Origin of the sequence: Mycoplasma sp. SG1 (assembly GCF_023612375.1) — a bacterium.
In the GTDB taxonomy this organism is placed as follows: Bacteria; Bacillota_I; Bacilli_A; order Mycoplasmatales; family SG1; genus SG1.
This window is the reverse complement of record NZ_CP076852.1, coordinates 334,985-350,868: the sequence shown is the minus strand read 5'-3', so window position 1 is coordinate 350,868 and position 15,884 is coordinate 334,985. Positions and strand designations below refer to the sequence as shown.

18 protein-coding genes are annotated in these 15,884 nt (G+C 25.7%); 4 read left to right on the top strand and 14 right to left on the bottom strand.

Annotated features, from left to right (window positions below; all coding sequences use genetic code 4):
• Positions 1–215: 215 nt before the first annotated feature.
• The 3 genes from JRW51_RS01730 to JRW51_RS01720 form a co-directional block, all read right to left on the bottom strand.
• Entirely contained in the window at positions 216–488 is a 273-nt protein-coding gene (locus tag JRW51_RS01730; RefSeq protein WP_250328456.1) for a hypothetical protein, read from the bottom strand.
• Positions 489–900: 412 nt separating this feature from the next.
• Complete coding sequence (locus JRW51_RS01725; protein WP_250328455.1) at positions 901–1,545, bottom strand: thiamine diphosphokinase; 645 nt, start codon at positions 1,543–1,545, stop codon at positions 901–903.
• A gap of 3 nt (positions 1,546–1,548) precedes the next feature.
• Positions 1,549–2,235 carry a ribulose-phosphate 3-epimerase gene (locus tag JRW51_RS01720; RefSeq protein WP_250328454.1) on the bottom strand — a complete coding sequence of 229 codons (687 nt, stop codon included), beginning with the start codon at positions 2,233–2,235 and terminating at the stop codon, positions 1,549–1,551.
• 182 nt (positions 2,236–2,417) lie between these two features.
• Between JRW51_RS01720 and JRW51_RS01715 the strand changes: the two genes are divergently transcribed.
• On the top strand, positions 2,418–3,179 hold the full coding sequence (locus JRW51_RS01715) for a Nif3-like dinuclear metal center hexameric protein (protein WP_250328453.1): 762 nt from the start codon (positions 2,418–2,420) through the stop codon (positions 3,177–3,179).
• Here JRW51_RS01715 and der read toward each other — a convergent pair.
• Positions 3,176–4,519, bottom strand: coding sequence for a ribosome biogenesis GTPase Der (gene der / locus JRW51_RS01710; RefSeq protein ID WP_250328452.1), 1,344 nt, complete (start codon positions 4,517–4,519; stop codon positions 3,176–3,178). The genes JRW51_RS01715 and der overlap by 4 nt on opposite strands.
• Before the next feature lie 185 nt (positions 4,520–4,704).
• Between der and JRW51_RS01705 the strand changes: the two genes are divergently transcribed.
• Positions 4,705–5,175, top strand: coding sequence for a peroxiredoxin (locus tag JRW51_RS01705; RefSeq protein WP_250328451.1), 471 nt, complete (start codon positions 4,705–4,707; stop codon positions 5,173–5,175).
• 48 nt (positions 5,176–5,223) lie between these two features.
• On the opposite strand, the gene rplS is transcribed toward JRW51_RS01705, so the two are convergent.
• From rplS to JRW51_RS01670, 7 genes are all read right to left on the bottom strand, one after another.
• On the bottom strand, positions 5,224–5,592 hold the full coding sequence (gene rplS, locus JRW51_RS01700; RefSeq protein WP_250328450.1) for a 50S ribosomal protein L19: 369 nt from the start codon (positions 5,590–5,592) through the stop codon (positions 5,224–5,226).
• Positions 5,582–6,358, bottom strand: a complete 777-nt coding sequence (trmD, locus tag JRW51_RS01695; protein WP_250328449.1) for a tRNA (guanosine(37)-N1)-methyltransferase TrmD — start codon at positions 6,356–6,358, stop codon at positions 5,582–5,584. The genes rplS and trmD overlap by 11 nt, the downstream gene beginning before the upstream one ends.
• A gap of 33 nt (positions 6,359–6,391) precedes the next feature.
• The gene (gene rpsP, locus JRW51_RS01690; protein WP_250328448.1) at positions 6,392–6,703 is read right to left on the bottom strand and encodes a 30S ribosomal protein S16; all 312 of its coding nucleotides are present in this window, start codon (positions 6,701–6,703) and stop codon (positions 6,392–6,394) included.
• A 98-nt stretch (positions 6,704–6,801) separates the two neighbouring features.
• Positions 6,802–8,154, bottom strand: a complete 1,353-nt coding sequence (locus JRW51_RS01685) for a signal recognition particle receptor subunit alpha (RefSeq protein ID WP_250328447.1) — start codon at positions 8,152–8,154, stop codon at positions 6,802–6,804.
• Positions 8,155–8,169: 15 nt separating this feature from the next.
• Entirely contained in the window at positions 8,170–9,216 is a 1,047-nt protein-coding gene (locus JRW51_RS01680; RefSeq protein WP_250328446.1) for a hypothetical protein, read from the bottom strand.
• Positions 9,217–9,345: 129 nt separating this feature from the next.
• Positions 9,346–9,687 carry a 4'-phosphopantetheinyl transferase superfamily protein gene (locus JRW51_RS01675; RefSeq protein ID WP_250328445.1) on the bottom strand — a complete coding sequence of 114 codons (342 nt, stop codon included), beginning with the start codon at positions 9,685–9,687 and terminating at the stop codon, positions 9,346–9,348.
• 43 nt (positions 9,688–9,730) lie between these two features.
• On the bottom strand, positions 9,731–10,063 hold the full coding sequence (locus JRW51_RS01670; RefSeq protein WP_250328444.1) for a hypothetical protein: 333 nt from the start codon (positions 10,061–10,063) through the stop codon (positions 9,731–9,733).
• A 385-nt stretch (positions 10,064–10,448) separates the two neighbouring features.
• On the opposite strand from JRW51_RS01670, the gene JRW51_RS01665 reads away from it, so the two are divergent.
• On the top strand, positions 10,449–11,045 hold the full coding sequence (locus JRW51_RS01665) for a peptide deformylase (RefSeq protein WP_250328443.1): 597 nt from the start codon (positions 10,449–10,451) through the stop codon (positions 11,043–11,045).
• Between the two features lie 25 nt (positions 11,046–11,070).
• The gene (locus JRW51_RS01660; protein ID WP_250328442.1) at positions 11,071–12,873 is read left to right on the top strand and encodes a ribonuclease J; all 1,803 of its coding nucleotides are present in this window, start codon (positions 11,071–11,073) and stop codon (positions 12,871–12,873) included.
• Between the two features lie 150 nt (positions 12,874–13,023).
• On the opposite strand, the gene JRW51_RS01655 is transcribed toward JRW51_RS01660, so the two are convergent.
• The 3 genes from JRW51_RS01655 to JRW51_RS01645 form a co-directional block, all read right to left on the bottom strand.
• Positions 13,024–14,196 carry a hypothetical protein gene (locus JRW51_RS01655; RefSeq protein ID WP_250328441.1) on the bottom strand — a complete coding sequence of 391 codons (1,173 nt, stop codon included), beginning with the start codon at positions 14,194–14,196 and terminating at the stop codon, positions 13,024–13,026.
• 452 nt (positions 14,197–14,648) lie between these two features.
• Complete coding sequence (locus JRW51_RS01650) at positions 14,649–14,807, bottom strand: hypothetical protein (protein ID WP_250328440.1); 159 nt, start codon at positions 14,805–14,807, stop codon at positions 14,649–14,651.
• 133 nt (positions 14,808–14,940) lie between these two features.
• On the bottom strand, positions 14,941–15,798 hold the full coding sequence (locus JRW51_RS01645; RefSeq protein ID WP_250328439.1) for a hypothetical protein: 858 nt from the start codon (positions 15,796–15,798) through the stop codon (positions 14,941–14,943).
• Positions 15,799–15,884: the final 86 nt, after the last annotated feature.

Here is a 15,884-nt window from a genome sequence, read left to right as displayed (position 1 = left end):
TCTTTATTAGGATCGTTAATTTTATGGACTTTTTCTTCAAAAAGTTTACCTGATTGTTTTATTTGTTCTTTTGAATGTTTTTCATTTGGTAGATGTTTTTTAACTTCATCATCGATTTTTTTGATACTTCTTCTGTAAGATAATACATATCTTAATCTTCTTTGTAAAAATCAAAGGGTTGGGAGACCAAATAATGCTCCACCGATAATTGATATTTATAAAGATTTTCTGAAATTATAGTTTTTATACTCTCGCGGTTCATCTTTGTTTAGTGCATAAACTTCTATTAAATTATATTTAGCACCATAATTAAGACCATAATTTTCTAATAACTGGTTAAATTTTTGTGCTAATCTCTTTTTGTCTGATCCAACAAAAAAAATCTTAATCGTTCTTTTAAATTCCCCAGTTTGATCTGCAACTAAAGATGAAATATATTTTCTTAATTTTTCATTAGCTGGTAATTGCTTAAGAACGTCAACTAGCAATTTAAATTTGTCAATTTGTTTTTTAATGCTTTCGATTTTGGCATTTATTCTAATGTTAAATATTACTTTATCATCTGTTTTTTTAACAAGGGGGCAGATAAAATATTTAAAAAATAAAAAACATGTCTTCCTGTCTTGGTATTGCTAGAAGACACGCTTTCCATGTTATTATTAATATAGTTATATAACAAATTTGCTCCAGCATTTATATCAGCAAAATTAACTAAATTGCTTTCTATCTCAGCTACAAAAACTTTAAGTTGATCTGTATCATCTTGTTTTTCTAAATTAATATTTTTATTTTTTATTTTTACTAATCTGATATTTGATTATAAAAAATAAGAATGAATAAAAAAAGAATTTTGGTTTATTGTAAAAATTAAAAATATGAAAAAATCTCGTAATTTTATTTTTAATCATCAATACTTAAAAATACAAATATCCCACCTTTTATAACGTTAACGATGAAATTATTACTTTTATCTATTTGATTGCTAATCGTAAATGTTGAATTGGAATCAATTTTTTTATTAGTCAAATTTCATTTTAAATTAGTAGTAGAAATGATTGATTGTTCAAGCGAAAAAAATGATATAAAAGCACTTTTTTGTGGAGTAAAAATTTGTTTTGTGTTGTTGGGAAGATAATAGATTGAATTAAAATTATCTAATAATTTAATTTTAATTTTTGGATAATCGTTGGTGTATTTTCTGATAATTAAAAGATTACAGAAAAAATGATCCTGTCTGTTCCCTGATTGAAAGATAACAATTTCTTGATAATCGTTCTTAATTGCTCAAATAATAGCTAATTCAATATCTGTTTCGTTTTTATTTGAATCTAAAAAAGCATATGCTTGAAAATGGTTTTGAATTAAAAGTTTATCATTTTCATTAATACTATCACAATCACTAACAAAATAAACTAAATTTTCAAACTTTTGATCAATTAAGTATTTTGCTCCTTTTTCAACTCCAATAAAATGGTAATCTTTAAAATTATTTTTAAAATTATCGTTTGGAACAGAACTGATTATGGCAACTTTTTTCAATAACATTAATTAATAAACAGATCTTAGATTATGAAATTTATCTACAATTAAATCAGCATCATTTAAGTTGTTGGTTAAATATGTTCCAACTACTAATATATCCACTCCGCTATTAACAGCTTCAGGAGCTGTTAAATTATTTACTCCACCGTCAACTGAAATTTCAAAATTTAGTTTTTTTAAAAGTCTCTGATTCCGAAGTTTTTTTAACTTAATATAGGTAGATTGAATAAATTTTTGTCCCCCAAAACCTGGTTCAACTGACATAACTAGAACTTGATCTAATAATGAAAGATATTCAAAAATCTGTTCAGGATTTGTTTTCGGCTTAATCGCTATTCCTACTCTAATATTTTGTTGACTTGCTTTGATAGTTCTTATTAAATTTTTAATTTCTGAATAATTTAATGCTTCAAAATGAAAAATAATCGTTCTTACTTGTGGAGATAAAAATAAATGAAATACCATTTCTGGATTAGTCACCATTAAATGAACATCAAATTTAAGCGAAGTTGCTCTAAACATATCTTTCATTATTTTAGGACCAAAAGAAATATTAGGTACAAATCGACCGTCCATAACATCATAATGAATTAAATCAACTTTATTTTTTTCATAGTTAATAAGATGATTTTTTAAATCAAGAAAATTAGATCCTAAAACTGAACAAGAAACTAATGGTTTAACTTTTTCCATAATAATTAAAAATTTCTAAATTATATTATTTTGATTTTATTTTATATTATAAATAAGAATTTTCTAATCTTAGCATAAGTTTAAAAAAATAATATAGTTGTTTTAATATTATTTTTTGAATTAAAATTATAATAACATATAAAAGAGACTTATTTATAGAATCATTTAAAAACTCCGTTAATATGAAAAAGATTGACTTAACCTTATTTCTAGAAGAACTGTACCCTGAAGAAAATGCTGAAAACTGGGACGTTGTTGGTTATCAATATGGAAAAGAAACCGATAAATTAAATGGAGTTGTTGTTGGGTTAGATTGTAGCATTAAATTAATTAATTTTGCGATTGAAAAAAAAGCTAATTTAATAATCACCCATCATCCGATTACTTGACCAAATTATTTAAAATCATTAGAATCAGATTATACGCTTCAAATTTATAAATTATTAGATAAACATAAAATAACAGTTTATTCGCTTCACACTAATTTAGATAATTCTGATAACGGGGTTCATGATTGAATTAGTGAAATGTTGGAATGAAAAGATTTTAAAAGAATCGAAAATTCGAAAACGATTAGATATGTAGATTTACCTAAACCTATATCTATTCAAGAGTTAACAGATCTTTTAAAAGATAAACTAAAAGTATCTTCGATTAAAGCTAATAATTCTGAAAAATTAATTTCAAGAATCGTTATCATTCCAGGTTCAGGGGCATCTTTAATTGAACAAATAAAAAGTACAGATGCTGATGCATTAATTACAGGTGATATTAAATGAAATTATTTCGTTCAAGCTCATGATTGAAATATCGTTTTAATTGATGTCGGGCATGAAATAGAAGAAATAGTAGTTGATAAACTATACCAAATCATTCACCAAAAATTCCCTAATTTACCTCTTTATTTTCTAAAAGATAAAGATAATATTATCAAATATTTTTAGTTAGATTTTTTCCAATGTTTTAATTTTAAAAGAATTTTAATCGGATGTCCTTCTATTTTAAAGAATATTTGAATCTTGTTTTTAATATATTTACCGTATTGAACGTTAAAACATAAACGATCATTGATTAATAAATTCAAAAAAAACTTATTATTATCAACTTTTAAACTAGCACTAAAAACTTTTAATTTTTTATTTTTAACTGGTTTTGGGGGATGAACAATGAGAAGTTTATTAATAAAATCTGTGATCGGTTTATTTTCAAATACTCTGCTAAAATTATGTTTAATAGTTTTTAAATGATTAAAAATATCAACAGGAATAACTTTATCTAAACAACTTGTCCAAACAATATAATTTGTTTTAAAAAAATCTAATTTAATTTCAAGCTCAGATTTAAGATTTGCTTTTTCTTGTTCAGAAAGAAGATCTATTTTGTTAATAACTAAAATAAAGGGGGTAAAGGTTTGAATTGCTTGGAAAATAATTTTTAAATCTTGTTTTGTAATTCCTTCTTTCCCGTCAATAACAATAAGCGCTACATCAACATTGGCAAGCGTTTTTAATGAAAGTAAAGAAATTAAATAATGCATTTTTTCAGAATATTTTCTTTTAAAAATAATTCCTCCTGTATCTGCTAAAAGATAACTTTCATTTTCGTATTGAAAAAGAACTTCATTAACATCCCTTGTTGTATGACTAATAGGACTAAGAATAGCTCTATCTTCGTTTATTAATAAATTGAATAATGAACTTTTACCAACATTAGGTCTTCCTAAAATAGCGAATTTTAAATTATCTTCTTCATTCTTATCTGGATTAACTAACTTTTCTTTATAGAAAAACTGATTAATATATTCTAAAATTTCATCAATATTGATTTTATGACTTGTTGAAATAAAAAGATAATCTTTAAAACCTAGTTTTAAATAATTAAATTTAAAATTATCTTTTTTATCCACTTTATTAATGAGCAAAAGAACCGGTTTTTTACTTTGTAATAATATTTTAGCAATGGTTAAATCATCATCGACAATATCACAAATAGAATCAACTACAAATAAAATTAAATCTGATATATAAATATTGTCTAATGATTTTTTAATAGCTAATTGATCGACCCCGATGCTGTCATGAAATTTTGTGAACTTATCTAATCCTGCATTATCAATAAAAAAGTATTGATAACCATCGATTTTTTTTAGCTTCGTGATATAATCGCGGGTTGTATGTTCATCCTTGGCTTCAATTGTTGATCTTGAACCAACAATAGCATTAAATAAAGTGCTTTTACCAACGTTTGGTCTTCCGACAATCGAAATTATTTTTGCAGAATTCATTTTAAATATTTGTTTTGATTAGGGTTGTTGTTTAAATTTTGTTTCAGTTTTTACTTTGAAAAACAATAAAAGTAAGATTTGAGTTATATAATTATAAAAGATAAAAAACTTATTGATCTTTTCTAAAATTAATATTCTAATTTTAAAATGATCAAAAAAATAAAGAAAAGAAAAAAGATTATTTTATGTCTCATAACTTAAATGTAACAGAAATATTTAACCACCAACTAAAAGGAAATGATGGTAAATTCCATACTTTAAAAGATTATCATGGAAAAAATATCATTGTGTATTTTTATCCTAAAGATGATACTCCTGGTTGTACAATACAAGGAAAAACTTATAGTGAATTATTAAGTGAATTTCAGCAATTAAATACAATTGTTTTTGGAGTTTCGAAAGATAGCGTTGAAAGCAAAATTAAATTTGCAGATAAATATGGATATAAACATATTCTTCTAGCAGATCCTGATTTACAATTCTGCGCTTTATTTGATGTCTTAAGTGAAAAAAAACTGTTTGGAAAAATAAGAAAATCAATAACTAGATCTTCATTTATTTTTGATGAAACTGGTAAACTTATTTCAGCAAATATAGGTGTTAGCGCTAAATCAGATGCTGAAGACAATCTTAACTTCTTAAAAAATAATAAATAGTTAAAAGTTTAAATCTTTTAAAAATCACTTAAAAAACAATCTTTGAATTTATTTTGAAGGTTGTTTTTTTGTTTTTAGAATTGGTTTTAATTTATGTTTTGAATTTTCGTCAAGTAAATAATAAAGTTTAGCTTTTCTAACCTTAGCTGAACCTTTAACTACGATTGTTTTAATGTGGGGGGAATGTAACGGAAAGATTCTAACTATATATGTTCCATAACTATTTTTTTTAACGGTAAAAGTTTTATTTAAACCTTCACCTTTCATAGCTACACATATACCAGTAAAGATCTGAATTCTTTCTTTATTACCTTCAAAAATTCTTACATGAACATCTAAAGTATCCCCGATTTTAATATTAGGAAGATCAGTTCGTAACTGTTTTTGTTCAAAATTTGAAACTAATTTATTTATCATGTTTTAATTTATCGTTTTCTTGTTCTTTTTTTATAAAATAATCAAACAAAATCTTTTTATCAGTTAAAGATAGTTTTTTTGATTTTAATAAATCTTTTCTATTTTCGTATGTTTTGATTAATGAGTTTTTATATCTTCACTCTTGAATTAATTTATGATTTCCGTTTACTAAAATATCAGCGACTTTAATGTCATTATAAATATAAGGTCTTGTATAATGGTCAAAATCTAAAAGATTATTGTCAAAAGATTCGGTTTTAAGATTTTTTGGGTTTATAACCCCAGGAATTTGTCTTAATAAACTATCAAGGACAACCAAACCTGCTATTTCACCGTTTGATAAAACAAAATCTCCGATTGAGACTACTTCATCTACATACTTAGTAAAACGTCAGTCATAATCTTCATAATGTCCTGTAATAAGAATGATTGCTTCATAATTATTATTTCATTCTTTTATTAAATTATGATTAAAAACAACCCCTTTCGGACTTAATAAAACTTTTAAAGTTTTCTTTTGTTTTTCTAAAGGTATTTCAGCAACTGCTGAATCAAGTCCTTCTTTTAAACAATCAACCCTTAAAACCATTCCTTCGCCACCGCCATATGAATAATCATCGACATGCTGTTTTTTAGCAAAATCAAAAAGATTTGTAAAAGATATAGCAAACAGATTATTTTTTAACGCTTTTTTGTAAATTAAGTTACTTAATAAGCCATTATAAAAGTTGGGAAATAAAGTAATAACTTTAAATTGCTTTATCATGGTTGGGGTAAAAAGAAAATAAAATTCTAATTTTTAAGTGCTAGCTTTTATATTTTTAGAATTTTGCGCTTTAACTTCTGCTTTTAAACTAAGTTTATATTCAGCAAACAATTGATTTATGTTATGCTTTGAAAAGATGTTTTTTACAACTGTTGTTGGTTGCGCTCCTTTTGATAGTCAAAGAAGAGCTACGTTTTTATTAACAGATGAACTACCATCTTTCGGACTATATGTACCTATATTTTCAATATAAGCACCATTAGCTTTATTTTTGATGTCTGTTACGATAATTCTGTAATGTGGAGATTTTTTTCTACCTATTCGATATAATCTAATTTTTGTCATATTTTTTCTGAATAATAAACCTAAAATTTTCTGATTTTTTGCAAGTAGGTTTATTGTCTTTTATATTATACAAAGTTGAATACAAAAATGAATATATTTTATTTTAATAAAGTATTAAACAAAGATGGGTTTTTAAAACCTTTTAATCTTTTTGAAACTTCTTTAATTTGTTCAAGTTGTTTCATTAAAAGATTAAACTCTTGTGGTTTTCTGCCAGAACCTTTAATAACCCTTATTTTTCTTGAAGGAGATTTTAAAAGTTTCGGATTCGCTCTTTCTTTTGTTGTCATACTATTTATTAAAGATTCTGCAACTTTTAGTTTTTCTTTAGCAGCTTCTTTTTGTTCATCAGTTAAATTATTTAATTGCTTCATTCCAGGCATAAAAGAAAAAAGTTTTGCTAATTTTCCTGGATTATTGAATTGATTCAATTGAATCAATAAATCATTAAAATTATAATTACCACTTAATAATCTTTGGGTTAATTTCTGACTTGATTTTTCATCAACGATTAAGTTAATTTTCTGATAAACATCCTTGAAATTGTACATTCCAAGCAAAGATTTAGAAAACTGTTCTGGAGTATAAATCGAATAATCATCAATCTGTTCTCCGGTTGTTACAAATTTAATCGCAATACTTAAACTAATAGCAATCGAAATAACAGCTCCTGCTTTTGCATTAGAATCACTTTTAGTTACCACCATCCCTGAAAGGTTTAAATGTTTATTAAACTCTTCAGCGATTGATAACATACTTTTAGATGCATAAGCATCTAAAACTAAGAGAATTTCTGATGGATGTAAAAAATCTTTTAATGTCACTAATTCATTAATTAAAGCTTTATTAGTTTCAAGTCTTCCTGCTGTATCATACAATACAACATCATAACTATTATTTATCGCAAACTCATTCGCAAGTTGAACGATTTTAAAAGGATCTTTTAAACTTTTAAAATCATATTCAAAAAACGGAATATCGTTATTTTTGGCAAGAATATGAAGCTGTTCATATGCAGCATATCGATAAACATCACAACAAACAACTAAAACTTTTTTTTTGGCTTCCTTGATTAAATGGTGAGCCATTTTAACAACACTTGAGGTTTTACCTGTCCCTTGAAGGCCAATAAACAAAAAGTTATTTAATTTTTTGTCAATCTTTAACTCAATATCATTGTTTTGGGGGGTTAAAAGTTCTGATAAAGTTTCATAAGTCGTTTTTAAAACATATTGATTTGAGTTTAACTTTATCTTGCTTTGATCATTAATATCGATTTTAGCTTCAAGTTTTTTAACAAATTCTTTTGCAATATTATGATGAACATCGGCAGTAATTAAGGTTTTGTATATATTCTTTACTAATTCATCAACCGTTTTGGCATTTAAAAGAACCGAGTTTTGCGACTTAGTTAAAGATTTAGAAAATTTTGATGTTAAAAAATTAAACATTGTCCCCTTCTGTTTTTATCCTGTAACAATTTGTGTATATGGACCATAGTATTGTCAAGAGACACTAGCAGAAGTATAATTTCCTTTGCTACTATCATATTTTAATTTTGATAAACTAATTCATACAATAGCTTTGTCAAAAAACGATTTTGGTGTATAACCTGTAGGAACAGTTTTCAAGATTGCTAAAAATCAAAAAGAACCACCAGAAACATATCATCGGTCTTTATCTTTTTTAATTTGAAAATCTTTAGAAGTGGTTAAAAAATAAGGAAAATCTGGTACTTTTTTTGCAACTTTTGGATCTAAATTCTCTGATGAACTAAGTGCTGCAAAAGGTTTCTCGCCTTTTCATTCTTTTTTATCAGAAACCTGATCATTAGCTAAGTTGATTAAGTGCTCATACTGACCATTAGGACCATTAGAAAAAACTGCGTTATCATTTCCAAATAAAACATTATTTTGTGAATCTCCTGGTAAAGAAACGTCAGTTGTGTGTTTGTTTGGATCTATTTTAAAATTAATAGTTGGATATAAATAGACTCCACCGATTGACATTTGAAGTGAAACCATATACGTTTTGCTTGAATCAATTGATACTACCCCTTTTGTAACATCGTCCATATTAGATCCATCAGTTGCTAATTCAAAATACGGTTGAATTGTATAATTTGTAGGCATTACGGGTTTATCTTGAGTTAAAGGACCCAACTCATCAGCTAAAGCTTTATAAGGATTGATACCATTGTTGTAGGCAACATAATTTGGGACTGGTTTCTCTTTTGTTGGAGGTTTAAAGGGGTTTGAGTTAACACTATAAATAGAATGAAAATTATTAAAATGTTTGCCTGTTAAACCATTTAACTGAGCTATGATATTAGTTCTTTCATCTTTATGAGTTTTACTATAACCGCTATCTTTGTTATTGAAAAGATCGTTAACATAAGTAAGAACAGCATCATTTTTTTTAGCACAACCAGCAAAAACAAATATAGATGAACATAATACAACGGTTGAAAAAGAAAATTTAACTAGTTTAGAAAATTTGTTATAAGTAGACATGAATTAGATTTATAAAATTAAGGTTTTGAAAATAAAATATAATTTCTTTACTTTTTGATTAATTTATTATTGAAATTTAAAAATTTTTTATTTTATTATATAGATATTAGTATCTATTTATATGAAACCTTATATCTTTTCTTTTTGAGCTATACAAAAAGCAACGCAATTATCGCCTTCTTCTGAAATCGAAAAACTGATATAAAAATTTTGAAAATTAACTTCAAATTGAAATTCTCCTAAATCATTAATAATCGAAAAATGAGCAAAATCAAATTTTAATTGCGTTGCTTTAAAAACAGATTCTTTAACTGCTCAACAACTAGCTAAAAATTGTCGCTTTAAAAAAGGGGTTGTTAACTTTTCTAGTTTTAATAACTCATTTTTGCTTAAAAATCTTTCGTTGAAACGATCGTTATCTGGGTTAAAACGTGAAATAAGGACAATATCACAACCAACTGTAATTTTCATTAAAAATTAAATTTATATATTTTACTTCTTTGAAAAAATAAAGTTATTTTGTTAAAGAATCACGAATTGTTTGTAAAATTTTTACAAAGACAGCATAACCATCAAGAGCTGAAAAATCAATAGTGTCAATAACCATAACCTTAATTTTTAATAAATTAGCTAGTTTTTTAAAAGATAGGTATTCATATCTAACTTTTGGAACTAGCAAAATAAGGTGGGTATTTTCGTTAATTTTATCTTTATCTGTTGGATTTAAATTATTGATTACTAAATTAAATTGATGATCTTTTGCAACTTTATTTACTTTAGAAATTAAAAGTTCCGTGTTTTCATCGCGAAAACTAATTAAAGCAATATTAACAGCAACACCTCTCATAATATATATTATACTATAAATAACTGTTGACATTTGTTAAAGATAAATTAAAATAACCTATAATTTAATAACAAATAAAAAAATATGTATTAATTTATATATTTTTAGATTTATAATATAATCATAAAGATTTTTTGTTTACCGTAAAAGTTAAAATTTAATTCTATCATTTATCAGAAATTTTTTTTATATTAAAACAACCGCCCTTTTATTCTTTAATGAAATGCTAACAAATAATGTTTCTTATTTTCATAATAAACATAAAAAATAGCGTTATTTGTTCTCTATTTTATTTTGATTAATTAATCCTATCAATAACCTTAACTCATTGAAAAGTGATATTTCATAATCACAAAAAAAGAAATATATTACTGTTTAAATTGTAATGTTCAAAAATAATAATACATACCCTATTAAAATAATAGTTGCTGAAAAAAGCAAAAAAAACAAACAGTTTTTACATAAAACATCTAAAAACGTTGATATCCCGTTATCTGTAAAAGATTTAGAAATTGTTGAACAATTAAAAAAATATTTACATGATGCTCAAAATCCTGAAATGATTCAAAATCATAAACTTAAAGAAGGAGTTGGTTTAAGTGCTGTTCAAATTGGTTACTTAAAAAATATTTTTTATATTTTATTAAAAATTGTTGATAAAAAAACAGAAGAAGAATTTCTTTATGAACGATGTTTTGCAAATGCAAAAATTATTGAACAAAATGCTATTAGTTTTTATCTTGAAACAGGAGAAGGATGTTTAAGTATCGAACAACCATGACAACATGTTTTAAGATCAAGTTGAATTAAAATAAAAGCTTATGATGTTTTAGAAAAAAAATATATAGAAGAAGAATTTGGCGATCTTTTAGCGGTCATAATTCAACATGAAATAGATCATGGTTTAGGGATTTTGTACACTGATAAAATAGCGAAAATAAACGGTGATATTCATCAAAAAATAGAAATTAATAAAAAATAAATTAATAAAAATAAAATACATAAAAATGGATAATTCAAATAACGATAATAACAATATTATCAAATCTCCTCAATCTGCTCAAAATTCGTATCCATTGAAAAAACATATTCAATATAAACCGAATCCAAAAAATAAAATTACAACTTTTTTTGCATTAGGTGGAATTCAAGAAGTAGGTAAAAATTGTTATTGTTTTGAACATGATAATGAAATATTGGTTATTGATATCGGCATTAAAATGGCTGATAAAAATATTCCAGGCGTTCAAGCGATTGCTCCTAATTTTAAATATCTTAACACCCCAGGAAAAAAAATAGTAGTTATTATCACCCATGGTCATGAAGACCATATTGGTGCTATTAATGTCTTTTTAAAAACAGTTAAAAATGTTCCAATTATATATGGTCCTAAATTTGCAATAGAGTTAATCAAAAGCAAGTTAAAATATGATTTTAATTCCTTTAAAGGTCAATTTGTTACGGTTCAAAAAAATAAAGTTTATCATACTAAAAACTTTTCTTTTGAATATTTTTCAGTTAACCACTCCATCCCTGATGCCTATGGTATTATTTTTAGAACCGTTAACGGTACAATAGTGACAACGGGCGATTTTAAATTTGATTTAACTCCTATTGCTGGTTTTGCTGACTATTATAATATAAGTAAAATTGGGCATGAAAAGGTTGATCTTTTAATTGCAGATTCAACTAATGCTTGTGTCCCTGGTTTTACTAAATCAGAAAAAGAAGTTGCGTTATCACTTGAAAAGTTATTAAAAGATGCAACGGGACGAATTATTATTAGTACATTTTCATCAAATGTTTGAAGATTTTATGAAATTATCAAAATAGCACAAAAATTAAATAAAAAGGTTTTTATTTTTGGTAAAAACTTTGAAAAAATGGTCCAAATTGCTAATAAAATTAAATATATATCATACCCTCCTGATAGTGTTTTACCAGCAAGTCGTTTGAAATATACACCAGAAAACAAAGTTATTGTTTTATGTACAGGAAGTCAAGGAGAACCTTTGGCTGCTTTAACAAAAATAGCAAACAATGATCATAAGTTTATTAAAATCCAGCCAAATGATACCATCATTTTTAGTAGTAATCCAATTCCTGGAAACTTTTTAAGTGTTCAAGAAACGATTGATAAGTTGTCAAAAATTGGCGCTAATATTGTAGCAAACGGAGAAATTTTAACAGAGGGGGTTCATCTTCATACAAGTGGACATGCTTCAGTTGAAGAACAAAAACTAATGCTTAATTTAATTCAACCACATCACTTTGCTCCAATTCATGGTGAGTATCATATGCTAGTTGCTCATAAAAAAACTGCTATTAAATGTGGCGTTAACCCTAAAAATATTTTTATTTTAAATAACGGTGATTGTTTAGCTTTAAAAAATAAAAAAGTTTACCAGGCTCATACTGTTTTTAGCGGAAATCTTTATTTATCTGAAAAATCAGCACGGGGGCGGATTCAAATTGCTCAAGAAAATGTTATTAATGATCAAATCATCATGGGAAATGATGGGGTTATCGTTATCTCTATGCTTTATGATTGTAAAAAAAATATCATAATACAAAATCCTCAAATTAAAATTTATGGTTCTAATTTAAATGAATCTAAAGTTATCGATAAACTAAAAAATATCGTTAAATTAAGCCCACAATCATTTACTGATAATATAAACCAAATGAATATAAATGAATATATAACAAACTTTAAAAATCATATTAACGGTTTAATAACATCTTATATTTTTAGTATTAGAGCAAAAAAACCATTAATCATCCCTATTTGTGTAACGGTTAATAAATAAGAAAATGTTTTTATTTATTAAATGTCAATAATAATTTTAAAATATTAAATAAATTAAATTGGTTATAAAAAACCAAAATAAAAAACCAAGAACCACGTTCTTGGTTCTAGTAATTAAAAAGAATTTATTAAAAATTCTTAACAATTATTATTAAAATATACCTAAATCGTATGCTCTATAACCTAATCATTTATTAGAACTAGTGTCTGAATATTGAAAGTCTACAGCCCCATAAAAACCAAGGTGTTTAATAACCTCTTCTGCTGAAGTAGGCGCAGTTAAAATTTGGGTTGAACTAACTATTGGTGCATATACGGTTGTTTGAGGTTGGTTTTCTTCTTTACTTACAAACTTTATATTAAACTCGGCGAATGTTAATTGTGAAGAGTTTATAGATCAGTTATAACCACTACATACTTTATTTACTAATACAGTTAAATCTTTTGTATAACCGATTGCAAAGTTAAATGTTTGAGAAATAGGAGATCCTTTTAGTGGGAGATTTTCCAAATAATCAAAAAATCCTATCTTATTTTGAAGTTTTGGATCTTTATTGTAATCTCTTACTGCAAGAAAAAAAGCATTACCAAGACTTAAAAGATGATTATGTCCGTTATCTGCATACTCTAGCGGATTGCCCATATTTCAATTTATTCTATTATCAAGTAAAGGAACCCCTTTTATATTTTTATTTATTTTTTTTGCATCAAATCCACTATATTTAACCCAATTAGGGTTAAATCCTATGGAATCGCTGTTTTGATTACTTGTAGTTAACCCATCACCATAAAATTCTAATGGTTTAAGTACATCATTATTAACGTGAGTAAAATCTATAACATTACCATTTTTATTAATAATATAAGCAATCGTATAAATAAAATTATTAGCAGGGTTTGTAAATTTATCAGTTGTAAAACTGTCTTTTGTTGGGACTGGTATATCTGCATCATTGATAACAACTGTTGCTTCAACAGTTGTTGTACCATCACCGTTTGCGATAATACTTTTTGAAATGACAGAACTAACACTTAAATTTCTCCCAGTGGGACTGTTGGTTTTTCTTCCAGTTAATACTAAATCATTAATAGCGTCATCATCATCTTTTAAAACATTAAAATTAGGATTTTTAACGGCTAAACCGTTGTAGTGGCCTTTTTTAATGCCCTTATTAAAAAGATCATCCAAAGTTTTTTTAATTATTGATTTGTCCAAACTTCAATCAGATTTTTCGCATCCACATCCAGCAAACATCCCCAAAGAAACTAATGTAAGCCCTCCGGTATTTAAAATGTACTTGATTGTTTTTTTAAAATTAATCATATTTTGGATTTTTATTTTGCGTTTTTATTTCCTTTTTTGATTTTCATGTGTTATCTATGATTTAAGTTATGGAAGTTTATACAAATAATTTTGAACAGCGCACTCTGTACAAAAACTATCATATTGTTGTTTATTATTTTCTTGGAGATAAATAATTTATAACAACGGATACGTACAAAGATCCGTTCACCAATGTCAAAGAATATATATAACTTAAATAACCGTAAAAATCTAAAGAACGTTAAGTACGTTAATTATGTGTTATTAAGTTATATTTGTATTATGAACTAAATTAGGTAAAACCAATTAATAATGACTAATATTCTGCGTTTATTAGAGTTTTTATTAAAATTTATATTAAATTAACTATAAAACTTAAAATAAAAAACCAAGAACTCAGTTCTTGATTTCAATTATTAAAAAGAATTTATTAAGTTTTTTAAGAATTATTATTAATATAAACCTAAATCTTTAACAATATATCCTACTCATTTAGCATTACCTTGAACTGAATATTGAAAATCTACATTGTCATGAAATGCTAGTTGTATCTGATCACCAGTATGCGATCATTCAGGGTTAGAGTCAGAACTAATTATTGGTGCATACACAAAAAGTATTTGCATTTTATAAACGACATTCTATATAGAACTGGTTAAATGATAATTCACTAGATTTTAGAGATCAATTATATCCATTTCCTAGTTTATTAATAGATACCTTTAAATCTTTGGTATAACCTATTTAAAGTTCAAAATTATCAGGTTCAGTACCATATCGTTTTTTAACATCGCTTAATAATCCAACTTTTTTATCTTTATGAGTTGTATCGTATTGTTCAACTGCATAATAAAAGGCATTACCAAGACTTAAAAGATAATCTGACCCATTATCTTTTACAGGTGAGATCTTTGTTTTTTTATTGATTCTATTATCAAGTAAAGGAACGTCATTTAGGTTTATATCAGGAATAGGATTTTTAGTTGGATTAAAGGAACCAGTACCATTATATTTATTGTTAAATTTTATAAGTTTACCCCTTTTATCGCTTTTAATTAAACCATCACCAAAAGATTCAAATTGACTAAGAAAAGTATTTCAAACATCGGTAAACCCTATAATATTTCCATTTTTATTGGCTAAATAACCAATGTTATAAATAAAGTTATTAGCGAAATTTTGGCCATAGTCAAAAGTATCTTTCGTTGGAACTGGTGCATCTTCATCATTAATAACAACTGTTGCTTCAACGATTTTAGATCCATCATCTAGGTCATTAATACTGTCTGAAATTACAGAACTAACTTTTAAATCTATTGTATGAGAATTGGTTTGTTTCCCTTCTGATGTTAAATTATTAATAGCATCAAAAGTATGAGGGTTAACATTAAAGTTGTTATCTAAAACTCACATAGCCTGAGATGTTGGGTTCTCAACCCCGTTATTAAAAGCATCATTTAAAGTTTTTATGATTAATGCTTTATCTTCTTTGCCACTTCCAGAACCACCTGAATTTCCACAACCAGCAAAAATACCTATAGAAGCTAATCCAAGTGCTCCAGTAGTTAAAATATACTTACTTGTTTTTTTTAACTTTATCATATTTTGGATTATTATTTTATGTATTTTTTACTGTTTTGTTTGTATATATGTTATAAATAATGATCTAGATGTTTATTTAAATAATT